The organism is Acinetobacter sp. XH1741 (assembly GCF_041021895.1).
Taxonomy (GTDB): Bacteria; Pseudomonadota; Gammaproteobacteria; order Pseudomonadales; family Moraxellaceae; genus Acinetobacter.
The window spans coordinates 2,735,147-2,759,678 of record NZ_CP157428.1 but is presented as its reverse complement, the minus strand read 5'-3'; the positions used below and the strand labels follow the sequence as shown (position 1 = coordinate 2,759,678).

The 24,532-nt window shown below is 38.0% G+C and carries 22 protein-coding genes; 6 read left to right on the top strand and 16 right to left on the bottom strand.

Annotated features, from left to right (window positions below):
- Window positions 1-10 precede the first annotated feature (10 nt).
- The 4 genes from dnaE to ABLB96_RS13120 all read right to left on the bottom strand — a co-directional run bounded on the left by dnaE (window position 11) and on the right by ABLB96_RS13120 (window position 8,745).
- Window positions 11-3,577, bottom strand: a complete 3,567-nt coding sequence (dnaE, locus tag ABLB96_RS13135; protein WP_348896996.1) for a DNA polymerase III subunit alpha — start codon at window positions 3,575-3,577, stop codon at window positions 11-13.
- A gap of 213 nt (window positions 3,578-3,790) precedes the next feature.
- Entirely contained in the window at window positions 3,791-4,858 is a 1,068-nt protein-coding gene (locus tag ABLB96_RS13130) for a type II asparaginase (RefSeq protein ID WP_309455599.1), read from the bottom strand.
- Window positions 4,859-5,541: 683 nt separating this feature from the next.
- The gene (locus ABLB96_RS13125) at window positions 5,542-6,849 is read right to left on the bottom strand and encodes a dicarboxylate/amino acid:cation symporter (RefSeq protein WP_348898012.1); all 1,308 of its coding nucleotides are present in this window, start codon (window positions 6,847-6,849) and stop codon (window positions 5,542-5,544) included.
- A gap of 465 nt (window positions 6,850-7,314) precedes the next feature.
- Entirely contained in the window at window positions 7,315-8,745 is a 1,431-nt protein-coding gene (locus ABLB96_RS13120) for a pyridoxal phosphate-dependent aminotransferase (RefSeq protein WP_348898013.1), read from the bottom strand.
- Window positions 8,746-8,978: 233 nt separating this feature from the next.
- Here ABLB96_RS13120 and msrB point away from each other — a divergent pair, with 233 nt between their 5' ends.
- The 4 genes from msrB to ABLB96_RS13100 all read left to right on the top strand — a co-directional run bounded on the left by msrB (window position 8,979) and on the right by ABLB96_RS13100 (window position 11,424).
- Window positions 8,979-9,398, top strand: a complete 420-nt coding sequence (msrB, locus tag ABLB96_RS13115) for a peptide-methionine (R)-S-oxide reductase MsrB (RefSeq protein WP_348898014.1) — start codon at window positions 8,979-8,981, stop codon at window positions 9,396-9,398.
- Entirely contained in the window at window positions 9,395-9,880 is a 486-nt protein-coding gene (locus ABLB96_RS13110; RefSeq protein ID WP_348898015.1) for a glutathione peroxidase, read from the top strand. The genes msrB and ABLB96_RS13110 overlap by 4 nt, the downstream gene beginning before the upstream one ends.
- A 10-nt stretch (window positions 9,881-9,890) precedes the next feature.
- Complete coding sequence (locus tag ABLB96_RS13105; protein WP_348898016.1) at window positions 9,891-10,727, top strand: AraC family transcriptional regulator; 837 nt, start codon at window positions 9,891-9,893, stop codon at window positions 10,725-10,727.
- Between the two features lie 64 nt (window positions 10,728-10,791).
- Window positions 10,792-11,424, top strand: coding sequence for a LysE family translocator (locus ABLB96_RS13100; RefSeq protein WP_348898017.1), 633 nt, complete (start codon window positions 10,792-10,794; stop codon window positions 11,422-11,424).
- A gap of 60 nt (window positions 11,425-11,484) precedes the next feature.
- On the opposite strand, the gene dapC is transcribed toward ABLB96_RS13100, so the two are convergent.
- From dapC to ABLB96_RS13070, 6 genes are all read right to left on the bottom strand, one after another.
- Complete coding sequence (gene dapC, locus ABLB96_RS13095; protein WP_348898046.1) at window positions 11,485-12,654, bottom strand: succinyldiaminopimelate transaminase; 1,170 nt, start codon at window positions 12,652-12,654, stop codon at window positions 11,485-11,487.
- A 25-nt stretch (window positions 12,655-12,679) separates the two neighbouring features.
- A complete protein-coding gene (gene glnD, locus ABLB96_RS13090) occupies window positions 12,680-15,343 on the bottom strand; it encodes a [protein-PII] uridylyltransferase (RefSeq protein WP_348898018.1) in 2,664 nt (887 codons plus the stop codon).
- Window positions 15,344-15,369: 26 nt separating this feature from the next.
- On the bottom strand, window positions 15,370-16,587 hold the full coding sequence (gene purT, locus ABLB96_RS13085) for a formate-dependent phosphoribosylglycinamide formyltransferase (RefSeq protein ID WP_348898019.1): 1,218 nt from the start codon (window positions 16,585-16,587) through the stop codon (window positions 15,370-15,372).
- A gap of 103 nt (window positions 16,588-16,690) precedes the next feature.
- Window positions 16,691-17,080, bottom strand: coding sequence for a tautomerase family protein (locus ABLB96_RS13080; RefSeq protein WP_348898020.1), 390 nt, complete (start codon window positions 17,078-17,080; stop codon window positions 16,691-16,693).
- 128 nt (window positions 17,081-17,208) lie between these two features.
- Complete coding sequence (gene ygaH, locus ABLB96_RS13075; protein ID WP_348898021.1) at window positions 17,209-17,550, bottom strand: L-valine transporter subunit YgaH; 342 nt, start codon at window positions 17,548-17,550, stop codon at window positions 17,209-17,211.
- 1 nt (window position 17,551) lies between these two features.
- Window positions 17,552-18,274, bottom strand: coding sequence for an AzlC family ABC transporter permease (locus tag ABLB96_RS13070; RefSeq protein WP_348898047.1), 723 nt, complete (start codon window positions 18,272-18,274; stop codon window positions 17,552-17,554).
- A 119-nt stretch (window positions 18,275-18,393) separates the two neighbouring features.
- Here ABLB96_RS13070 and ABLB96_RS13065 point away from each other — a divergent pair, with 119 nt between their 5' ends.
- Window positions 18,394-18,864, top strand: a complete 471-nt coding sequence (locus ABLB96_RS13065) for a hypothetical protein (RefSeq protein ID WP_348898022.1) — start codon at window positions 18,394-18,396, stop codon at window positions 18,862-18,864.
- A gap of 74 nt (window positions 18,865-18,938) precedes the next feature.
- Here the strand turns inward: ABLB96_RS13065 and ABLB96_RS13060 are convergent, their stop codons facing one another.
- Both ABLB96_RS13060 and ABLB96_RS13055 read right to left on the bottom strand, forming a co-directional pair.
- On the bottom strand, window positions 18,939-19,253 hold the full coding sequence (locus tag ABLB96_RS13060) for a hypothetical protein (RefSeq protein ID WP_348898023.1): 315 nt from the start codon (window positions 19,251-19,253) through the stop codon (window positions 18,939-18,941).
- 161 nt (window positions 19,254-19,414) lie between these two features.
- Window positions 19,415-20,122: a Crp/Fnr family transcriptional regulator gene (locus ABLB96_RS13055; RefSeq protein ID WP_348898024.1), complete on the bottom strand. Its 708-nt coding sequence runs from the start codon at window positions 20,120-20,122 to the stop codon at window positions 19,415-19,417.
- Between the two features lie 92 nt (window positions 20,123-20,214).
- Between ABLB96_RS13055 and ABLB96_RS13050 the strand changes: the two genes are divergently transcribed.
- Window positions 20,215-20,736: an Mpo1-like protein gene (locus ABLB96_RS13050; protein WP_348898025.1), complete on the top strand. Its 522-nt coding sequence runs from the start codon at window positions 20,215-20,217 to the stop codon at window positions 20,734-20,736.
- A gap of 46 nt (window positions 20,737-20,782) precedes the next feature.
- On the opposite strand, the gene ychF is transcribed toward ABLB96_RS13050, so the two are convergent.
- The 4 genes from ychF to ABLB96_RS13030 all read right to left on the bottom strand — a co-directional run bounded on the left by ychF (window position 20,783) and on the right by ABLB96_RS13030 (window position 24,520).
- Window positions 20,783-21,874 carry a redox-regulated ATPase YchF gene (ychF, locus tag ABLB96_RS13045; RefSeq protein ID WP_004642544.1) on the bottom strand — a complete coding sequence of 364 codons (1,092 nt, stop codon included), beginning with the start codon at window positions 21,872-21,874 and terminating at the stop codon, window positions 20,783-20,785.
- Between the two features lie 93 nt (window positions 21,875-21,967).
- Window positions 21,968-22,627 carry a methionine ABC transporter permease gene (locus ABLB96_RS13040; RefSeq protein ID WP_348898026.1) on the bottom strand — a complete coding sequence of 220 codons (660 nt, stop codon included), beginning with the start codon at window positions 22,625-22,627 and terminating at the stop codon, window positions 21,968-21,970.
- Complete coding sequence (locus ABLB96_RS13035) at window positions 22,608-23,684, bottom strand: methionine ABC transporter ATP-binding protein (RefSeq protein ID WP_348898048.1); 1,077 nt, start codon at window positions 23,682-23,684, stop codon at window positions 22,608-22,610. Before ABLB96_RS13035 ends, ABLB96_RS13040 begins: the two co-directional genes overlap by 20 nt.
- Before the next feature lie 5 nt (window positions 23,685-23,689).
- A complete protein-coding gene (locus ABLB96_RS13030; RefSeq protein ID WP_199965265.1) occupies window positions 23,690-24,520 on the bottom strand; it encodes a MetQ/NlpA family ABC transporter substrate-binding protein in 831 nt (276 codons plus the stop codon).
- Window positions 24,521-24,532 lie beyond the last annotated feature (12 nt).

Genomic DNA, 24,532 nt, shown 5'->3' with positions numbered 1-24,532 from the left:
TTTCCAGAAATTACGAATATTGAGAAACTTCGCTTTGGTATGAATCCAATGCATCATCAATAGTCATGTCCACAGAAGGTGAGGCAACAACAGGTTGTGGACGAACAGGTTCTGCTGCTTTAGCTGCCTTAGATTTTACCTGATATTCAACATGAATATTATCTTTGCCAAAGTAGTCTCTCAGTTTGGCAAGAAGTTCATCTAAAGGAGCGACTTTCCATTGTGGGCCAAGCTGAAGTTCAGCCTGAGCATAAGGTTGGTCAATCTGTAAATGTAGTGCAATATGCTGATGCATATCAACATTACAGTAAGGCAATAAGATATTTTGTAGATCTTTTGCCAAACTTGGTTGCATTAAATCTTTGGTTAATTTGATTTGAATGCTATTGGCACGTTTTTGTCTGATTTCATTTAAGTTAAATGCTTTATTCAAACGTCCCATTGGACGGTCAAAGCCTTCACGCTCATAAATCTCGCCTTCAAAGACGACAACACGTTCAACTTGAATAATATCTTTAAAGCGTTGGAAACGCTCATGATTACAACTGACTTCAATACGTGCTGTTCCGTCATCGAGTACGATCACTACACGGTTTGGGAAATTCGCTACATCTAGAACGAGGCCTGCATAAACAGTCGTTACACCACGACGAGTTGCAGTAATTTCATTGAGTTTTGCAGGAATAAATGCTTTAAGCTCTTGACGATAAACATCAATAGGATGGCCAGTTAAATATAAACCAAGCGTATCTTTTTCGCCTTTTAGACGAACTTCGTCGCTCCATGGTTTAACAGGTTTTGCAGGTTTACGTTGAACTTCTTCAACTTCACCAAATAAATCCATAATACCGCTTTCACGGTTACTACGTGCCTGTTCGGCTGCTTGTACAGCTTCAGGCAATTGAGCCATTAAACTTGAACGTTCAATACCTAAACAATCAAGAGCACCAGCACGAATAAGTGCCTCTAAAGTTCGTTTATTGATTTTTTTCAAATCAATACGATGGCAGAAATCGAATAGGTCGGTATAAGGTCCTTGCTGACGACGTGAGTCAATAACAGACTGCATGGCTTGCTCGCCAACACCCTTAATTGCACCTAAGCCATATACAATTGTTTTATCGTCACTTGCATGGAAATGATAAGTCGACATGTTAACTGACGGAGGTAGAACTTCGAGTCCGTTATTTCGGCAGTCATCAATCAAAAATACAACACTGTCTGTGTTTTGCATTTCCGATGACATAACTGCTGCCATAAACTCGGCAGGGTAATGTGCTTTTAACCAAGCTGTATGGTAAGCAACAAGCGCATATGCTGCTGCGTGTGATTTGTTGAAACCATAGCCTGCGAACTTTTCCATATAGTCAAAGATATGGTTCGCGGTGCTTTCATCAATACCTTTTTGACCCGCACCTTCAAGGAAGATCTGGCGCTGTTTCACCATTTCTTCAGGTTTCTTTTTACCCATTGCACGGCGTAGTAAGTCAGCGCCACCGAGCGTATAACCCGCACAAATCTGTGCAGTTTGCATTACCTGTTCCTGATAAACCATAATCCCGTAAGTTGGTTCTAATACACCTTCAAGCAATGGATGCAGATATTCAAAATCTCCACCATGCATACGATGAATAAAGTCAGGAATCAGGTCCATCGGACCCGGACGGTACAAGGATACGAAGGCAATAATTTCTTCAAATTTACTTGGTCGTGCTTCTTTAAGCATCCGTTTCATGCCGACGGATTCAAACTGGAATACCGCGGTAGTATTTGCATCAGCAAACACTGAATATGCTTTAGCGTCGTCGAGTGGGACGTGAGATATGTTTAGAGGGTCATTGCTATCGCGGTTTTTATTAATATTTTGAATAGCGTCTTCAATAACAGTTAAGTTACGTAAACCCAAGAAGTCGAATTTTACGAGACCTGCGGCTTCTACATCGTCTTTATCGTATTGTGCAACACGGCTGGTTCCGTCTTCATCACAAAGTACAGCCGAGAAATCGGTAATCTTACCGGGTGCAATGACAACACCACCGGCGTGTTTACCAGTATTTCGAGTGATACCTTCTAGTTTTAATGCCATTTCCCAGATTTCACTGGCATCATCATTATCTGGGTTAGATGGGTTAGTGACGATATCTTTAAGCTGAGGTTCCATCTCAATAGCAGTTGCCAAATCTACACCAAGTGGCTTAGTAGGCACCATTTTTGAAATACGATCAGCTAAACCGTAAGATTTACCTAAAACACGCGCAACGTCACGAATCGCACCTTTTGCAGCCATTGTACCGAAGGTTGCAATCTGAGAAACTGCTTCACGACCATAAGTACGTGATACATAGTCGATCACACGGTCACGACCTGCGATACAGAAATCGACGTCAAAGTCGGGCATCGATACACGTTCTGGGTTTAAGAAACGTTCGAAGAGCAAGTCATAACGAAGTGGGTCAAGGTCGGTAATTTTTAAGCTATATGCAACCAGTGAACCTGCACCTGAACCACGGCCAGGCCCCACAGGAACACCATTATTTTTAGCCCACTGAATAAAGTCCATGACGATCAGGAAGTAACCAGGGAATCCCATCTTAAGGATAATTCCAACTTCATAATCAATTCGTTCATCGTAGGGTTTACGAATTTCTGGCCAGTCTTCGCCACGTTTTTCAACAGGATAAAGATAATCTAAGCGTTCTTCTAAACCTACTTTTGATAAATGCTCAAAGTAAGTGTCGATGGTAAAGCCATCTGGAATTGGGTAATCAGGTAAAAAGTAGGTGCCAAGTTGTAGGCTAACATTACAGCGTTTTGCAATGTTGTAGGTGTTTTCGATTGCACTTGGGATATCGGAAAACAACTCGATCATTTCGTCGGAGGTTTTAAAATGCTGTTCAGGACTATATAAGCGCGGACGACGATCATCTGCTAATACATAACCATCAGCAATACAAACACGTGCTTCGTGTGCCTCAAAATCTTCTTTTTCTACAAAGTGCACATCATTATGCGCAACTACACCAACATTATATTGGGCAGCAAGTTTGGCCGCTTCTTGAATAAAGTCTTCTTCACCGGGGCGGTCAGTACGTGTTAAAGCAAGATAAACACGATTACCAAACTTTTCAATCCATGCTTCTAAAAGGGGAGCCGCTTTTTGAGGGTTAGATGAACAAAGCATTTGACCAACATCACTATGTTGACCAAGTAAAACAATAATATCTTGATGCTGTTCAAGCACCCATTCTTTTTGTACACACGGAATACTAAGTTGTTGACCTTCAATAAAACCGCGTGAAACGATTTCGGTCAGGCTTTTCCAGCCCACATTACTCATTGCAAGTAAAGTTACACGATGCTGAGCATCATTAAGACGGATGGTACTACCTAAAATAGGTTTAATACCTTTTTTAAGGCAAGAGTTATAAAACTTTACCGCAGCGTGAAGGTTAGATAAATCTGTAATTGCCAGAGCTGGCATTTCATCTTTTACAGCAGCCTTGACCAAGTCGGGTATGCGAACAATCGACTCTGTAATCGAAAATTCTGTATAAATACCGAGATGAACAAACTGCATAAACCAATCCTTAATACGACCGCAGCATAGTTTAGCACGCAAAGTTCAAAGGAAATGCTTAATATTTTGGCAAACTGTTATGGATTTTAGTATTTAGGCAAATGTTTAGAACATTAAAGTGAAAGATTGATCAAAGATGGTGTGTATTTTAAAGGAGGCAATTAAGACAGGAGGAGAGAACCAGCCCAAAATTATTTGGACTGGTCGAGAAACTTAGTACTGCCAGAACATGCGTTGAATTTCTTTAGCATCATTAGTCTTAGTAAGAGCTAAGGCTGCAAGAAGACGCGATTTTTGAGGGTTTAAGTCATGAGCTGCTACCCAACCATATTTAGAGTCAGGCTGTTCTGCATCACGTAAAACAAAACCTTGTGGTACACGTGATGAACGGATAATTTGAATTCCGTCTTTATCATGAAGTTTTTGTAAAGTTGGAACGATGTAGCTCGCAACAGAACCATTACCAGTTCCTGCATGAATAATCGCTTTAGCACCAGCTTTTGCATATGCTTCATAAGCATCTGGAAGCATAGAGTCTGAGCCGTAAACGATTTGTACCATTGGAAGTGCATCACCTTTAATATTTTCAATATTAAATTCTGAAGCATTAGTATGGCGTTTTACAGATTGTCTGAACCAGTATGGTTTACCTTCAACTAATGTACCTAAAGCGCCCCATTGGCTAACAAAAGCATTGGTATGAATGTTAATGCCTTTAGTTACATCACGTGCAGCAAAAATAGAGTCGTTCATAAGAACCATAACGCCTTTATTTTTTGCTTCATCAGAAGCTGCTAAAGCAACTGCGCTATAAAGGTTAAGTGGTCCGTCTGCTGAAAGAGCAGTTGAAGGACGCATTGAACCAACAAGTACAATTGGTTTATCAGTATGAACAACCAAATTTAAGAAAAATGCTGTTTCTTCTAAAGTATCTGTACCGTGAGTAATCACGACACCATTAACAGATGGCTTTTTCACAAGATCATTTACTTGACGAGCAATTTGTAATAATTCCTTGTCAGTAATACTTTCAGAAGCGACCTGTAATGCTTGAATACCAGTGACATTCGCCAAATCTTTGATTTGTGGAACTGCATTAATTAAAGCATCTACTGGAACTTTTGCTGCTGTATACGTTGCACTATTTGCTGAGCTTGCGCCAGCACCTGCGATGGTACCGCCAGTAGCAACGACAACAACATTGTTTTTTGCATAAAGTGGGAGAGAGCAGGCCAATAAGCCCATCGCTAAACCTAAAGATTTAACAGTTTTAGTCAACATCGAAAATATCCTTATGAAGTGACGAAGTAAAAGTTTGTCGAATACGCCTGCTTTTCCTAAGCAAAATACATACCATGTAAAACATATTCGTAACTTGTTTGAATAAGAAGCATCCCTGAATAGCATTTTGTTTCAACAACAATTATTTAGTCATTGCTTTTATTCAGCGCTAATAAATATCATGAATAAAATAAAAAATCTATTAAGTTTTTCTAATTTATCGTGATTTGTTTACTTTTTAATATAAGAGGAGTAAATGCTTTTTTTATCTTTATAAAAATAAAAAATAATAGTCTAACTAGGGTTTTTGTTTACCTTTTGTTATTTTTAAATAATTGATTTTTAATAAAAAGATAAAATAATAAATTAAATGATAATTTTTTATAGATAAACTAAATAATATTTTCAATAATTTAATATAACTAATCTCTTACAAAGTGAATTAAAATTTAGACAGTTGATATTTATTTTTAAGAAAATATTTTTTATTCGATTAATTTTTATTCTACTTTTAAGGTTTGCTTTTAAAAAATGAATAGTGAGTAAAGCTATTTAATTGAGTACATTATTTTGTAGAAAAATAAAGATAAAGTTTTATTGTTTAGTTTTTAAATAAAAAAAGAGCAATTTTATTGGTCATATAAAATTGCTCTTTAGTTGGGAGAGTGGGAGAAAAAAGAAACTTAAGCGATCGTTTGTTCTTGTGTTGTTTTAATTAATACAGGCTCTGGTGATTCTTCAATATCAGCGACTTTTTCACCTTCAAGTTTTGCCACTACCGCAGTAGCAATACTATTACCTACTACATTTGTAGCGGTGCGACCCATATCTAAGAATTGGTCAATTCCAAGCAATAACAAAATGCCAGCTTCAGGTAAATGAAACATCGTCAGTGTTGCTGAAATCACCACAATAGAAGCTCTCGAAACACCCGCAATGCCTTTACTTGTTACCATGAGAGTTAACAAAATTAAGATTTGCTGAGTGAAGCTAAGATCGATATGGTAAGCCTGAGCAATAAAGAGTACGGCAAAGGTGGTATACATCATTGAGCCATCTAAGTTAAATGAATAACCTAAAGGTAAAACGAAACTGGTCACTTTTTTAGGTACACCGAACTTATTTAGGGCATCCATCACTTTAGGATAAGCCGATTCGCTCGAAGCTGTAGCAAAAGCAAGTGTTACGGGTTCACGAATTAACTTACCTAAACGGAAGATATCTTTTTTGAGTACGATTGCACCAACCGAGAATAAAACTACCCAGAGTAATAAAAGCCCAAAGTAGAATTCTGCAATTAAAATACCGTAGTCAATAATCAAACCTAAACCTTGTACGGTAATTGCCGATGCAATCGCTGCAAATACTGCTACAGGTGCAAATTTCATGACGTAATCAGTAATACGGAACATAATTTTACTGAGTTCATCTGTTAGGCGAATAATAACGGAGTCTTTTTCTTTACCCTGATTTACATAAGCAAGTGCTGAACCAAAGAAAATAGCAAAAACAAGTACTTGTAAAATATCATTATTTGCCATTGCTTCTGCAATACTGCGTGGGAAAACATGGCTTAAAAATGACTGTAGTGTAAAACCAGTAGTCGCTGGGAGAGAGGCGCTACTGAGTTCTTGAGCTGTTGGTAATACTAAATTTAATGCCGCACCAGGTTGAAAAAAATTGACTAAGGCCATACCGATTGCAAGTGATACAAACGATGCGGTAATAAACCAAGTCATTGACTTAAGTGTGATACTACCAATAGAAGTTGATTTACCCATAGATACAATGCCAGATACAATTGTGGCAAATACCAATGGTGCAATAATCATTTTGATAAGACGTAAAAAGATATCTGTGACAATATTAAAATAAGACGCAATTTGCTTCAGTTGTTCGCCGACGTTAAAGAAGTGGTGACAAATCCAACCTGTCAATACGCCTAGTAAAATAGCAACAACAATATACTTGAGCAATTTCTTTTGCTTCATATGAACCTCTATCCTTTGGGTTCAATCATCTTTTAGATGGGCTAGAGATGATTGAAAAGCTTTCCTTATAAGTTCAGTTCGGTCCTTTAACTGATTTCATCTTCCTAAATCTGCATCAGTATTAACCGAATCGAATATGGGATGTTGTTATGGAAAGGGATTGTTGCTCGATTTTGAAGCAGTGTGAAATGCAAAAAAATATACACTCATGCATTTTTTGCATAATAACTAGAGATGAAATAAAGGATAAATACGATAATTTAAACAAATGGTAAAAAATATTAATAGCGTTGATTAAAAATTAAAATTCCTATGGATTTTTTTAGAAATATTTAAAAATCAATAAGTAATATTTTATTTTTCATCTGTTTGGGTATAAATAGATTAAGCTTATTAATAAGCTGTAGGATAATATAAAATAAAAGAAAGCATCTATTTTAGATGCTTTCTTTATTATGCAAATTTTTAACGACGATTGGCTAAGAAACGACCTAATCGACCAATTGCTTCACGTAATTCATTTTCTGCTGGTAAGAAAACAACACGGAAATGGTCTGATGTTGGCCAGTTAAAACCTGTGCCTTGTACTAAAAGTACTTTTTCGGCACGAAGTAAATCTAACATTAATTTTTCATCGTCTTCGATTGGGTAAATGTTAGGGTCAAGTCGTGGGAAGCAATACATTGCACCTTCTGGTTTAACGCAGCTTACCCCTGGAATTTCATTTAACATTTCCCATGCAATATTACGCTGTTCATATAAGCGACCACCCGGGCGGATCAAATCATTAATAGACTGATAGCCACCTAGTGCAGTTTGGATTGCATATTGAGCTTGTACGTTTGCACATAGACGCATTGAAGCTAGCATGTCTAGGCCTTCAATATAATCCAATGCACGGCTTCTATCGCCCGTGATTGCCATCCAGCCTGAACGAAAACCCGCAATACGGTAAGCTTTTGATAAACCGTTAAACGAAATACATAACTGATCACCTGCTAAAGAGGCAACAGAAACATGCTCAATTCCGTCATAAACGATTTTGTCATAAATTTCATCGGCAAATAAAATCAGGTCGTATTTCTTGGCAAGCGCTACAATTTGTTCAAGCACATGACGTGGATATACCGAGCCAGTCGGATTGTTTGGATTGATAATTACAATACCGCGTGTATTCGGGGTGATCTTACTTTCAATATCGGCGATGTCAGGATACCAGCTGTTTTCTTCATCACATTTATAGTGAATGGCAGTACCGCCTGAAAGATTAACGGCTGCTGTCCAAAGCGGATAGTCCGGCATTGGAATTAACATTTCATCGCCATCATCAAGCAGGCCTTGCATAGCCATTACAATAAGTTCAGATACGCCATTACCAACATACACGTCATTAACGTGCATATTTAGAATGCCTTTTTGTTGGTAGTACTGACAGATCGCTTTACGAGCAGGGAAAATACCTTTGGAATCAACATATCCAATTGCATTTGGTAAATTTAAAGCAACGTCATTAATAATTTCTTGTGGAGCTTCAAAACCAAATGGTGCAGGGTTGCCGATATTTAGCTTGATGATTTTATGTCCTTGCTCTTCCATTTCATTGGCGGCTCGTAATACGGGTCCACGAATGTCATAACAAACATGCTCAAGCTTCGATGATTTTTTAATTTCTCGAGAAGTTGGCATGGATTGGAGAGTAGCAGTATTTTTAGACATAGCTGGATTCACTTTTGCATATCGGTATAAATAACTTTTAAATGTTTTAACTGTTACCAAATTCAAATCATGTTGATCTTTTAGTAATTCAACAATTTTTTCGTGGGTAAAACCCGATTGCTGATACTGTTTGATAACTGGTAATAGTTGCTGGAAAAGCACACTTTTTTTCTGAGACATGTTTTGTCCTATACAACCGTGCCAAACAAGAATAGCACCATCTTTGCTTCCTTAAAAGAGGTGGGTAAAGAAATATGCTTACTTTTGCTTTTATATTTTGCTTACTTTTTGCTTTCTGTTACTTAGATGATTAAAATCCAACAAATTTTACGTTCAGAGACTAGTGTTTTTTTGATGAATGGCGTAAATATAAAACACGATTTATGTTTACATCAGAATAAAAGGTGCAGCTCATGGGAAAAGTTAATAAAACAGACCGGGAATGGCAAAGAGAGTTATCACCAGAAGAATATCGGATAACGCGACAAAAGGGCACTGAACCAGCATTTACGGGGCAATACTGGAATACTAAGCAACATGGTACGTATGTTTGTCGTTGTTGTGGTGCCGAATTGTTTTCATCAGATGCAAAATACGATAGCGGATGTGGCTGGCCAAGTTTCTTTCGCCCAGTCAATGGAACTGTTATTGATGAACATGAAGATTTAACGCATGGTATGGTCAGAATGGAAATTGTTTGTCATGATTGCGAAGCTCATCTTGGGCATGTTTTTGAAGATGGACCACAGCCGACAGGTTTGCGCTATTGTGTGAACTCGGCATCATTACAACTTAAAACACAAGAAAAAAATGATGAGGAAACCTATCCATGAGTAACATTTATCAGTTTGAAGCTGAATTGTTAGAAGGTGATATTAAACAATTCGCTGATTACAAAGGTAAAGTTTTATTAATTGTGAACACTGCAAGTAAATGTGGTTTTACCCCACAGTTTGCGGGCCTCGAAAAACTTTATGAAAAATATAAAGATCAAGGATTAGAAGTTTTAGGATTTCCCTGCAATCAGTTTGGTGGGCAAGATCCGGGAAGTAATAAAGAGATTGGTACTTTCTGTCAGCGAAATTATGGGGTGAAGTTCCCTATGTTTGCGAAAGTAGATGTAAAGGGACCAGAAGCTCACGTAATTTTTAGGTATTTAACACGTGAAGCAAAAGGAATTTTAGGCAGCAGTAGTATTAAATGGAATTTTACTAAATTCTTGATTGGTAAAGATGGTTCGGTATTAAACCGTTATGCACCTACTACCAAGCCTGAAGCATTAGAAGCTGATATTGAAAAAGCATTAGCGTCTTAATTTAAGTTTAATGAACGCTATTCCTCAAACTTTCGAGTTTTGGCAAGATCGGCGAATGCCTTATGTTGAAACTCGGAGGTCATGTTTTAGCCGAACATGTTATAAGACTCATAGCCATCCAACATTTTCAATTGGTGCGGTAGATGAAGGGAATAGCGTTTTTCAAAGTTCTTTTGGCACTCCACAAAAAATCTCTACTGGTAGTTTAGTTATTGTGCCTGCACATATTGAACATTCTTGTAATCCCATACCAGAGCAGGCGTGGAGTTACCAGATGTTGCATCTAGATGTATCATGGTTAAAGCAGTTGTATACAGAATTTCAAGAACAAGATCTTGATTTACATCTACCTCAGCATAAGCCTCTTATTATAAAAGATGAATCTTTATATCAAGCTTTTTCTGATATGAATGAGACATTATTTGATTCAGAAAAGTTGATTTTTGAAAAAGAGCAATCTTTGCTCCATTGCCTTATACATCTGTTACTGCCGCATTTTATTTTAGAAGAAATACAAAAACCTCAGTACTTATATAAAGATTTTCTAGATTTGGTTCAAGTGATTACTTCTTCTGAGAATTTTATTTCATTAGAAGAGCTTGCCCAGCAGGTTGGTTTGAGCAGATACGCAATCATACGGCTATTTAAAGCAAATGTTGGTTTAACACCACATGCCTTTCAAATAAATTTAAAGATTAACCAAGCTCGAGAACTCCTTAAACAAGGAATTTCACTCGCAGAGTTGGCGGTCAATTTAGGCTTTAGTGACCAAAGTCATTTTCATAAAGCATTTAAAGCTCATACGGGAGTTACTCCTCGACAGTTCCAACTTGCAGCCGCGCAATAATTTACAAGAAATAATTGGCTTCTATTTTTAAGATTTTCCAGATTGTTTTATAGATGAAGCTGTTATGGAAGTTTTTTTAGTTATCGCCTTTACTCATTTCTTGGCCCTCTTATCACCGGGGCCAGATTTCTTTCTTATACTCACGAGCCTTTTGCAAAAAGGACGCCGTTATACTTATGGTATTGTCCTAGGCATTACTCTAGGAAATGCTTTGATCTTAGTCGCATGTTTGTTTGGTTTTATGCTGCTTGGAAATTTAAGCAGTATTGTACTTTTGCTATTTAAATGGCTTGGTGCGACCTATTTGGTTTATTTGAGTTTGCTTTGCTTTAAAGCGGCCAGATCTAATGTTTTATCATTCTCTACTAAAGAAAATAATTTAAATGATCAAGCAGAACTTAAGCAAAATAAAATTAAAAGTTTAATTTTAGGCGTGCAGTCTAGTCTCTTAAATCCTAAAAATATTATGTTTTATAGTAGCTTAATGCTTCTCGTGCAATATAAGTTTAGCTTAACTCAAAAACTACTCATAAGTACATGGATGGTAGGCGTAGTTCTTGGTTGGAATATTCTGCTGGTTAGATTACTTGCTCAGGGGCGGATATTAGACAAAATTAAGCGTTCTGCGACAGGCTTGTACTATTGTTCTGGCGTGGCTTTTATTGTTTTTGCTCTGCTTTTGATTACATACAAATAGTGTGTAGCTCAGTTGTATAGCCTTCATTATTAAAAGACTATACAACTGGTAAAAAGAGGCTTAAAGAATCGCTTTTAAACGCTTAACCACTTCTTCACATTGTGCTAAGTCAGCTACTAAAGCCATACGCACATGGTTAGCGCCAGGGTTACCTTGCTCCGTATCACGAGATAAATAACGGCCTGGTAAAACTTTAATGTGTGCTTTTTCCATCAGCATTTTGGCAAAAGTTTCATCATTATCAACTTTTAACCAATAGTAAAAACCAGCGTCAGGTTTTTGTAATGGGAGCAAATGGCCTAGCTCAGATTGGAATAAGTCAAATTTTGCACGATATTGCTTACGGTTTTCTTCAACATGGTTTTCATCGTTCCATGCTGCAATTGAAGCAAGTTGGTGTTGTACTGGCATAGCTGCACCATGATAAGTACGGTATTGCAAATATGGCTTTAATAAAGCAGCATCACCAGCGACAAAACCTGAGCGCATACCTGGTAAGTTTGAGCGTTTTGAAAGTGAATGAAACACGATACAGTTTTTGTAGTCATCACGTCCAAGTTCCGCACAAACTTCTAGTAAGCCTGTAGGCGCTTGATCAAACCAAAGCTCCGAATAGCATTCATCAGAAGCAATAACAAAATTATATTGATCAGATAGCGCAATCAGCTTTTTAAATTGTTCTTTAGAAAGTACGGTACCTGTTGGGTTGCCCGGTGTGCATACAAAAAGAAGGGCAGTCTTTTCCCATACTTCGGCTGGCACTGCATCAAAATCACCTAAGTAACTATTTTCTTCTGTGCAATTAATAAAGTATGGTTTTGCACCTGCAAGTAACGCCGCACCTTCATAAATTTGATAAAAAGGATTTGGCATTACCACATATGGCGCATCTTCGCGGTTAATTAAAGCCTGTACAAAAGAGAAAATACCTTCACGCGTACCAGATACGGGTAAAATATGGTTTTCAGCACTAATGCTATTCAATTTAAAGCGCTTTGTGAGCCAGTCTGCAATACTTTGGCGAAGTTCAGGTATGCCTTTACTATTTGGGTAAGTTGATAGGTGCTTGAAGTTATCGATAATAGCCTGTTTAACAAACTCTGGTGCTGGGTGCTTCGGTTCGCCAATTGATAATGGAATCAAGGGAAGGTTCGCTGGAGTAATATCCTGAAAAAGTTGGTTTAACTTTTCAAATGGATATGGGTGTAATAACGACAAGCTAGAGTTCATTAAACAGTTACCAAGTAGTTGAGTTTCAGTGCTGACAAATTTGATTAGATGCTTCATCTAATGCAGCTTTCAGTTTTTCCGAGAAGAGTTTGACCTCTTCGTTATTCAGCGGTTTTCCATCTTTTTTGGTGACAAAGAAAATATCTTCTGCACGTTCACCTAAAGTTGCAATTCGGGCTGAATGGATGTCTAAACCTTGCATCATAAATAATCCACCTACACGTGCAAGTAGGCCAGGATGATCAAGTGTTGAAATTTCGACCATATTTTGTTGTAAGGCCTCATTCAATGTAACGTCGACTGTATTTTCAATATCGAAGTGACGTAATTGGCGCGGAATACGACGTTGCATAAGGCCAGGATATTGATCTGACTGACTAAGTGCTTTTACTAATGCACTTTTAACCGTTTCTTCACGTTCTGGGTCGGTAAGCAACGTACCAAAACGATCGAGTACAACATAAGTGTCTAAGCTAAATGCCGTACTTGCCGTAATAATTTTTGCGTCCTGAACGTCTAAGTTCATTCTGTCTAAAACGGCTACAGTGGTCGCAAACAGGTTAGGTTGATCGCGTGTATAAATAAAGATTTGTACTGCATCTTGGGCTGCTTTACGGTGAGCACGTAAAAGTACAAGCGGCTCTGGATTATCGCCGTGTTTCAAAATTGCTTGTGTGTGCCATGCAATTTCATCAGCCGATTCTTTAATGAAATATTCATCACCCAGTTCTTGCCATACCTTTTCGACATCTGCCAATGAAAAGTTATTCACCAGTAATTCACTTGCTGCAAACTTGGTGTCTTCAATTAGCATTTGATAATCAACAGGGCGACCTAAACCTGTACGGATTACATCACGGGCATGCGTATAAAGTTGACGCATAAGTGATGCGCGCCATGTATTCCAAAGTTTTGGATTGGTTGCATTAATATCTGCAACCGTTAAGGTGTATAAATAATCAAGATGCTCCATATCGCCAAGCTTTTCAGCGAAATCTTTCACGACATCAGGGTCGGAAATATCTTTTTTCTGCGCTGTTAATGACATGAGCAAGTGGTTTTGAATCAGCCATGCAATTAACTTACATTCACGCTCTGTGAAACCATGTGCACGGCCAAATTCAATCGCATCTTCGGCACCCAGTTCGCTATGGTCACCACCGCGGCCTTTTGCAATGTCATGGAATAACGCAGCAATAAACACAATATCTTGACGGGCAAGACGCTGGAAAACTGAACTTACTACAGGGAATTCTTTAGCAAACTCAGGTTCTCTAAAACGGTTTAAGTTGCGTAGCAATAACAATGTGTGAGCATCGACTGTATAGATGTGGAACAGGTCATATTGCATAAGACCCATAATTTGACCAAAAGCAGGAATATAGTTTCCTAAAACACCATAACGCTTCATCGCAACCAAGGTATCGTATAGACGATACGGTGAGCGAATAATCGACATAAACAGTGCTTGGTTTTCTGGGTTATTGCGGTAACTTTGATTAATTCTTTTCGCTGCAAGAATGAGTAAGCGCAAAGTGCGGGCACGAATACCTTCAATATCAGGTCTATTCGCTAAAATATAAAATAGCTCTAAAATTGCGCTTGGATGTTCTGCGAATATTTTATGGTGCTGTACCGCAAGTTTATTATCGACAATTTTAAAGTGGTCATTAATCACTTCAATTTTGCGTTCGTAATTAGGTAGTCGAGGACAAATAACTGATTCGCTAAAATATGCTAGCAGCATTTCATTCAGTGTTGAAACCTGTTGTGCCGTACGGTAGTAGCGTTTCATGAACTGCTCAACCCCGTAATTTACCGGCTGGCCTTCTTGACGAGTATACCCAAATTTAGCAGCAATTTCTCTTTGATGATCAAAGAGTAAACGGTTTTCATCCCGTTTAGCTAAACGGTGTAAATGGTGCCGAATTTCCCAAAGAAAATTTTCTGCTTCTTCTAAAACACCTAACTCAAATTCTGAAATAAAGCCTAAATGAACTAAGTCATAAATACGGTTTACACGGAAGTGGCGTTTGGCAATCCAGCCAATTTGGTTGATATCACGAATACCGCCCGGAGCATTTTTAATGTCAGGTTCTAAATTACTTTCAGTATTGTTGTGCTGGTGATAACGCTTGGCTTGTTCCGCCATTTTTGCGTCATAAAATGTTTTATCTGTCCATGTTTGTGAAACAATACGACGCGGCCATTTGGCAAGCTGTGTATTACCCGTGATTAAACGAGCTTCAATTAATGTCGTGGCAACAGTTAAATCGGTAGCCGCCTGCTCAACACAGCTTTGAATCGTGCGAACACTTATGCCGGGTTTGAAATTGCCAACATCCCATAATGAAGAAATAAAGGTAGAAATACGCTTTTCATTTTCTTCACTAATTTCATGTTCGGACAAAATCATGATGTCGACATCGGAATAGGGCAACATTTCACGGCGCCCGTAACCACCTACAGCAAAAAGACCAAGTCCTGTCTGGTCGAGTTCGGCATGCTTCCATAAAAAGATGAGTGCTTCGTCGACTAGATCTGAACGGGCTTTAATAATTTCACGAATAGATTGCCCATTTTCATATGAATCTTGCAACTGTTTTTCTACATCCGTTCGCCATTGATTAATGGCTTTAATATCATGATGACTTGAGACATAGTTCAACAACGGCGATGTATTGATCATGAAAATGGGTCTACCAAAAAGTAAAATTAAGAGTTTGTTTGAACGATAACTTGATCAGCAGTTTCTTTCGCTAAAGTACGTGCAAGATCAGTATTTTCAGCACGAGCAGTTGCGACACCCATACGACGGCGTTTGAAACCTTCGGGCTTACCAAATAATCGCAAGTCAGTATCAGGATGAGCTAAGGCTACATTTAGATTGCTATAACTTAAATTATTAGCATCTACTCCAGCATAAATTACGGCGCTTGCAGCAACACTGTGACGTGCTGTATTTACAAGTAAACCTAAAATGGCACGTGCATGAAGTTCGAATTCACTTTGAAACTGCGACGCTAAAGTTACGAGTCCTGTATCATGCGGGCGAGGTGAGACTTCACTAAACCAAACTTTATCGCCTTTAATAAACAGTTCTACACCAAAAATACCACAGCCACCAAGCGCTATGGTCACTTTATTCGCAATTCGTTTTGCTTCTTCAAGAGCCGCAGCAGTCATGGGTTGAGGTTGCCAGCTTTCAACATAATCACCAGCATCTTGGCGATGACCAATTGGGTCACAGTAGTGAGTTTCAATTTCACCAGTTTCAGGATTTTTAGCACGAACGGTAAGTAAGGTAATTTCAAAATCAAAGTCAATTTGAGATTCAATGATGACAGTACCTTGGTTAACTCGGCCACCTTGCATTGCATATTCCCATGCTGCATCGACTTCATCGAAACTTTTTACACGAGACTGACCTTTACCCGAAGAAGACATCACAGGTTTTACAAAGTTAGGATAACCAATGTCATCACAAGCTGCACGGAAGCTTTCAAGAGAGTTGGCAAAGCGATAAGCAGACGTAGGCAAACCAAGCTCTTCAGCCGCTAGACGTCGAATGCCTTCACGGTTCATGGTTAGGTTTACAGCTTTTGCCGAAGGAATAACGGTTGCAGTTTTGCTCGCTTCTATTTCAAGCAATACTTCTGTGGCAATGGCTTCAATTTCTGGGACAATTAAATTCGGTTTAATTTTTTCAATGAGTTGTTTTAATTGAGATGGATCAGCCATATTTAACACATAAGAAAAATGTGCAACTTGCATAGCTGGTGCGTGATCATAACGGTCGGCTGCATGGACTTCTACACCAAGGCGTTGTAGAGAAATTACAACTTCTTTGCCAAGCTCTCCTGAACCTAACAATAAAACTTTAAATGCCGAAGATTGAAGTGGGGTTCCGAGTGTCACGCTCATGCGAATCATCCTGACAAAATTATTTTTTTAAGCATAGCAGAACTTATGGTGGAGTTAAGCCTTATAACGCATAAAAACATTAATTTTGTCAGACAATGAAACGGGCAATGACTTAAACATTAATTTGATAGTTTAGACGTAACTCATCAGCGTTTTGACCACGAATGCCCCAATTTTCTCTAGGTGATTCAAAAATAGTGATTTCAATGTCCTGTGGAGCAATTCTGCAATACTGTTCAATATTACGAAATAAAGTTTGAATTAATCTTTTCTTGGCTTCAGTGCTTCGGCCAGTAAACATTGATAGTTCAATAATAACGTAGTGTTGGCTTCGATCTGAAGGATAGATAAAGTTTTCCGGTTTAAGGTTAATAAACCTTTGAAATCTTTTCTCGATTGGGTATTTCAACTCTTCAATGAGTGATTGATGAATAGCATGAGAAAGTAGAGCTCGATACTGCATAATCGTTTGTTCATTTGCATAAATTTTAACTTGTGACATTTTTATCTCTAATCGCTAGATGGTGTTATCTTTTAATAAATTTCAAAATAGGTTTTATAGGCTAGAAGTTATTTTTCTTAATCACTTCTAGCATTTATATATTATATAAGATTGATGAGTTTATCTATTTATAAAGGTAAATAAGTGTAGATCAAGCCATAAACGAGCGCAGCAGTTAAGGTTGCTGGAACAATTTTCTTAAATTTAAAATAAAGACCTGCTAAAACCAGAAAGCCGATAAGCATGGCAAAACTTTTATTGGGGGTTTCAAGTAAAGGCGGAAGGGTGGCAACCATAAGCATGGCGCTAATAGCAGATATACCAATACTTCCTAAAGCAATTTTTATCCAGACAGAACCACGCCTTTGCTCGGTACCTTGTAATTTTTGTATAACAAAGAATGGCCCAAAGCGTGAAGCAAAATTGGCAATACCAACAATAATACCCACCAAAATAATTTCTAGGTTCATCTTAAGCTCCAACCTCATCAAATTGTTTTAGTACATAATGTTTGAATAGACCTGCTAAAATGCCTGAAAAAATACCGATAAAAATAGCAGCAGACAAATTAATCCAATAACATGCCAAAGCTGAAACGACTAAGGATACACCGACGACCAAAGTATGCTTTCGTTCAAAAGCAGCGAGTAGAAAACTTAAAAATAAAGCTGGCAGTAAAAAGTCTAGCGCGGCTTGTAAAAATTTTGGAAGGTGAGCAACTTGATCTGCAAATAACCCACCTAACAATGAACCACTTGCCCAAGACACCCAGCTGAACAGACTTAAGCCTAACATCCAAGATTCAGACCATTGCTGCTTACGCTGAGAAAGCTGAATCATTCCGCTTGCAAAAACTTCATCTGTAAGACCCCAAGCCCAGACAGCTGTCTTTTTTAAGTTTAATTTATTTGGAATTAGGTTATAGAGTGCTGGCCCATAAAGGACATGGCGAATATCAAGTGCAATAACAGTAAGAGCTGTTAGCCAAATAGATGAACCACTAGCTAGAAGTGCCACAACCAGAAATTGACTAGCGCCGGCATACATGGAGCAAGATAGAAAAAAAGCTTCCCATGGGCTAAAACCAAACTGAGATGCTGAAACGCCAAAAGCAAAAGAAACGGGTAAATAGGTAAGTACGATGGCTTGACTATCTTTGGCACCTTGCCAAAAAGTTGCTGTTTGAGCAGCCATCTGTTGTTGATTTGACACAATGCACCTTGGCAGGAAAACAATTATAAAAACTTGAAAGATTGAGTATTGTAGCCGAATTTAATAGCATAGTGCCGAAATGTTTAATTCGGCAGTTTGATATGTTCAAGTCAAAGACTCGTTTAGTTTATATCGCCATCTTGAGTGCGAGCGTATTTATATTGCAAGGCTGTGATAATGGTAATCAAAATCCAGACCAAAAAGTTGAAATTAAACCAGCGCCGAAATTAACCAATGATGCAACGGTTTATGCGCAAAAAGCATGGACATTAATTAATAACGTTGAACACTTGGTCTATGAAAAACAGCTCAGTCAAATCAATGATAATGTTCGTAAACCACTACGCCAGTTGAGTACGGATTGGCGTATCAACGTGAAGATGACAGACTCAGTGACAGAAGGGAAATATGCGCTTTGTCGTAAAGCCTTAACGAGTTTAGATGTATGGGCGCGTGAAACTTTAGAAAATACAGCTTCTGTTGCTCAAAAACAGGCTGACTATGAACGTGATAAAGCTCAGTGTAAAGACGCAATTGATAATCCAAATTTAGGAAATACCTCTCCTAAATAAAATTTCTGGATATAAAAAAGCGAGATTTTGAATCTCGCTTTTTTATTTTGAACCTATAAATTAATCAAAATTAATTATGGTTTTGTCGCAGTTTTAGCAGCGTTCGTAGTTTTTACAGCATCTTGTTTCATTTGATGAGTAGCTTGATTTGCTTCTTGTTTAGCGTGAGTTGCGCTAGTCATTGCAGCATGTTTCTGCTCATTCATATCTTTTTTAGCTTCTTTTTTTGCTTTTTGAGCAGTAGTTTTGCCGCTTACAGCAACACATTTACCGCCTTTATGATGTGGTCCAGTTCCTCCTTGGAGTTGAGTTCCCTTTGGACATGCAAATGCCGAAACACTTAACATTGCCAATACGCCTGCTGTAAGAATTGTTGATAATTTTTTCATGTTAATCAGCGCCTTGTTGAGTATTATTGCTCAGTCTGAGTGTAAAATGAAATTTTCTGTTTTGGAATACTTATTTTGTGAAATAGAGTTTGAACAATGTTTTATTTTGCAGTGTTATCTGTTTTTTTAATTTAATTTTAAGTTTTTATTATATAGCACCTTTAAGTGTTAGATTTTGCAATTAAATTTAGCTTTTCGATATCTAAAATTTCAATTTTTCTAAACGCAATTTTAATAATATTTTGCTTCTCTAATAGACTTAATTCATGATTAACCGTTTGTCGGGAAGTGGTTAACATATTGGCTAATTGTTCCTGAGAAATATGAATTTCTCTTTCGTGAATAATAACATGGTTCCCATAACCCTCCAAAATAAATAGCAGGCGTTGAGCAAGTCTTTGAGAAATATTGCGTGTTTGTATCGCAATTTGTTCTAAAAAAACATATCTCAGCTTTTGGCTAGTTAACCGAGCAAAATAATACCAATAATATGGATTTTCTTTGAGTAAATCATTTAATGGTTTTGCCTGAATATGTAGAACTGTACTTTTTTTCAAAGTAATTGCATCGTGGGAGCGTGGTTCATGATCAATCAGTGATATTTCTCCAAACCACATAATGGGCTCTGCTATTGCAGATAATGCTTCATTACCATTTACATCGACGTAACCTAAGCTAATTGAGCCTTCAAGCACAGTATAAATGCCATTAAATTCATCTTGCGCACGAAAAATATAGCTATTTTTTTCAAAGGTGATTTGCTTGCCATGTTCTAAAATAAAATCTTGGAATGCCTTTGGAAGCACACTAAACCATGTGTTTTCTTTTAATCGGTTAATATAAACAAGGTCCAATATCAGCCCATCCATGAAAAAAATCATTACTTTGTCAAATAGCTGACAACTTTAAGTTTTCTTTATTTGTACAGTATGACTATAGATAGGTGAATAGGGAATGACTCATGTCAAATCTGGAGCAAAAACTTAGCCAATACGCGGCTTACCACTTAAACCATCAGAATATTTTGACGCATTTTGTGGGTATCCCACTCATCGTGTTTTCAATTTTATGCTTAACTGCAAGAGTTGGGATGGATATAAATAGTTTTAAACTGACTTTAGCCATCGTATTGATTGTAATTAGCTCAATTTATTATTTATTTCTAGATAAATTTTTCGGGCTACTCATGCTCATTATTTTAGTCGCTGTTTATCCACTGGCTAGCCACATTGCCGAGCTTTCTTTAGGACAATGGTTAACTGCAAGTATTAGCTTCTTTGTAGTGGGTTGGGTCTTTCAGTTTGTGGGGCATTATTTTGAAAAGAAAAAACCTGCTTTTGTAGATGACGTAATAGGACTTGCGATAGGACCACTATTTGTATTGGCAGAATTTATATTTATGCTAGGTTTTAGAAAGCCTTTACATGCGCGTATTTTACAAGAAGCACGCAGTAAACGTGAGATGATGGATTTAAGTCATTAAATATAAAAAAGCCCCAATATGCTGGGGCTTTTTATTAAGTTTAAACTTAAACGTTAAAACGGAAGTGCATTACATCGCCATCTTGAACAACGTAAGTTTTTCCTTCTAAACGCCATTTACCAGCTTCTTTAGCGCCGTTTTCACCGTTATATTGTACGAAGTCATCGTATGCAACAACTTCAGCACGGATAAAGCCTTTTTCGAAGTCAGTATGAATAACACCAGCTGCTTGAGGAGCGGTTGCACCAACTTTTACTGTCCAAGCACGTACTTCTTGTACACCAGCAGTGAAATAAGTTTGTAAACCTAAAAGCGCATAACCTGCACGAATAACCACGTTTAAGCCTGGTTCTTCCATGCCCATTGCTTCTAAAAACTCAGCACGATCTTCATCTTCTAATAATGAAATTTCAGCTTCGATTTGGTTGCAAAGAGGAACAACGATAGCGTTTTCTTCAGCCGCAAGTTTTTTAACTGCATCTAAATGTGGGTTGTTTTCAAAACCGTCTTCTGCAACGTTTGCAATATACATGGTTGGTTTTAAAGTCATTAAACCAAAACCACGAACTAATTTACGTTCGTCATCAGACAAATCAGCTGCACGAGCTGGTTTACCTTCGTCAAGTAAAGGTTGGATTTTTTCTAAAACTGCTTTAGTTGCTACAGCTTCTTTGTCACCGCCTTTAGCAACTTTAGTTAAACGTAAAATTGCTTTGGCAACAGTTTCAAGATCGGCAAGCGCAAGTTCAGTATTAATGGTTGCAATGTCGTCTAACGGATCAATTTTACCATTTACGTGAATCACGTTTTCATCTTCGAAACAACGTACAACATGAGCGATTGCATCAGTTTCACGGATGTTAGCAAGGAATTGGTTGCCTAAGCCTTCACCTTTTGATGCACCAGCAACAAGACCTGCAATGTCCACAAATTCCATTGTAGTTGGCAAAATACGCTGTGGTTTAACAATCGCAGCAAGTTTGTCTAAACGTGGATCTGGTACAGGAACAATACCTGTGTTTGGTTCAATGGTACAGAAAGGGAAGTTTTCCGCTGCAATCGCTGCTTTCGTTAATGCATTGAAAAGGGTAGATTTCCCTACGTTTGGCAGACCAACAATACCGCAATTAAAACCCATGAAAACCACTCACAAATGTGTAAATTAAAAATTGTCGCTGATTTTACATGAAAGCCATGACAAAGTCATGGCTAGAGCAGGGTTGTATTGCGTTTAAACTTTACGTTTATCAAGTTGCTGGGCTAATGCATCGCCAGTCGCTTGTACCAGCATGACTAAAACAATTAATACTAAAATGACAGCGACCATAATTTGCATATCAAAACGTTGATAACCATATCTATATGCGATATCTCCTAGACCACCTGCACCAATGGCACCTGCAATTGCTGATGAGTTAATCATAGTCACAATAGTTACGGTAAAGCCCGCAACAATACCCGGTAAAGCTTCTGGTAAAAGCACGTGCCAGATAATTTGTTTGCGGTTACAACCCATGGCCTGTGCTGCTTCAATTAAGCCTTGATCGACTTCACGTAAGCTAACTTCTGCAATACGAGCAAAGAAGGGAATTGCAGCAATAGTTAGTGGAACAACGGCTGCCCAAACGCCATAACTTGTACCGACAATCCAGCGAGTAAGCGGAATCAGAGCAACCATTAAAATAAGAAAAGGTACTGAGCGAGTAATGTTAATGATCCAACCTAAAGCCTGATTAAGCTTTTGTGAAGGATGGATACCATGTTCTGAAGTACTGACTAAAACAACTGCAATCGGTAAGCCAATTAAAAAAGCAATAAACGCAGATGCACCTACCATAAGTAAGGTATCTACAGTTCCAGTAATTAATAAATCAATGAGCTGGTCGTGCATAGCCAAGTACCTCAAATTGTGCAATTGCGGTTAATGCATCTTGTCGTATAGATGCAAAATCAATTTCTACGTTTGGAATACCGAATAAAAGTGAACCAATGATATGTCCTTGAATGGTATCGACCTGACTTTGATATAAATTGACGGGCGCTCTAAATCTAGCAAGGAGTTCTTGAATATCTGGAACCTGATGAGCCTCTGCTTCATATTTTAGTTTTACAATAATATGAGTCGAATCTTCATCGGGTAGAGGGCTGATTTTAAAAGGTAGATTGATCTGTTCAAGGTTCAGTAATTCTTGAGTAATTTGTTGTTCTGGTCGTGAAAATACCGACCAGACTTGCCCAGCTTCTACAATTTCACCTTGATCAATCACCACGACTTGATCGCATATTTCGCGAATCACCTGCATTTCATGAGTAATGAGTACAATGGTAAGACCAAGTTCCTGATTAATCTTTTTAAGTAAAGCCAAAATAGTGGCCGTACTTTCTGGATCAAGTGCCGAAGTTGATTCATCGCAAAGTAAAATTTCAGGGTGGTGAACCAGGGCACGTGCAATACCGACACGTTGCTTTTGCCCACCTGATAGTTGGGACGGATAAAAGCCAGATTTATCTGCAAGACCAACGAGTGCCAGAACTTCATTTACTCGGCTTTCTATATCTGCTTTGTTGTAATGGGAAACTTTTAAGGGCAATGCCACATTCTCCCAGACCGTTTTTGCAGACATTAAATTGAAATGTTGAAAAATCATTCCAATTCGTTGACGGGTTTGAATAAGCTCGGCATGACTCAATTCAGCAATGTTTTGTTGATGAATATGAATACTGCCTGTATTTACTTGTTCTAAGCCATTTAAAGTACGGAGTAAGGAAGATTTTCCCGCACCACTTTTACCGATAATGCCTAAAATTTTGCCTTGAGGAATATCAAGGTTAATCTCTTTTAAAGCATGCAGTTTTTGACCTTGAGACTGGTAAAACTTATTTAAACCACGAATTTTGATATGGGGTAGAGAAAAATCAACTTGTGATCCAAAACTCACCATGGTTATTCTCCTTACTTCCAGCCAGGGAACCAAAGTTTTGGCCCAATTTCAGCATCTAAAACAGCTTTAACTTTTGGCGAGTTTTGATAGATCTCAACAAATTTCTTTAATTTGTCGCCCTTATCTTGGTAGTCATCACGCACTACAAACAAAATGGCATAACGTTTATTTGTATTATCATCAAGTAAAAGCGCACTTTCAGGGTCAGCTGTTTTTGCTAAACGCAAGTAATGTGGGTAGCCAAAAGCCAAGTCAACATCATCAATTGCACGAGCAGTTTGTGGTCCTTCAACCTCAATGAATTGCAAGTTTTTAGGGTTTGAAACAACATCTTTAAGTGCAGATAAATGGTTGTTTGAATCTTTAAGTGTAATTAATTTAGCTTGCTGTAAAAGTAGTAGGGCACGACCTTGGTTCACTGGGTCATTTGGAATGACGACACGTGCGTTTTGGGGCAATTCATCTAAGCTTTTATATTTCTTTGAATAAAGTCCAACATGTGATGCGGCCCCCACTGCAAATGCCTTTAATTTAAAGCCAGTTTCTTTAATTACATTATCTAAGAAAGGTTGATGCTGGAAAAAGTTCGCATCAATATCCCCATGATTTAAGGTAATGTTTGGTGTGTTCCAGTCGGAAAACTCAACCAGTTTCACATTTAGACCCTGTTGCTTTGCTTCATCGGCAGCAGCTTGTAAGGTTTTTGCAAATGGTGGACTAATACCAATCACAAGTTCATTTGAGCCACTTTGACGATGTTTATTCCAAAAGAATAAAGCAACAAAAAGGACTACAACGACTAAGCCTACGCCTAGCCATTTTTTAGAGGCGGTTTGAGCCATGTCTATCTCCAA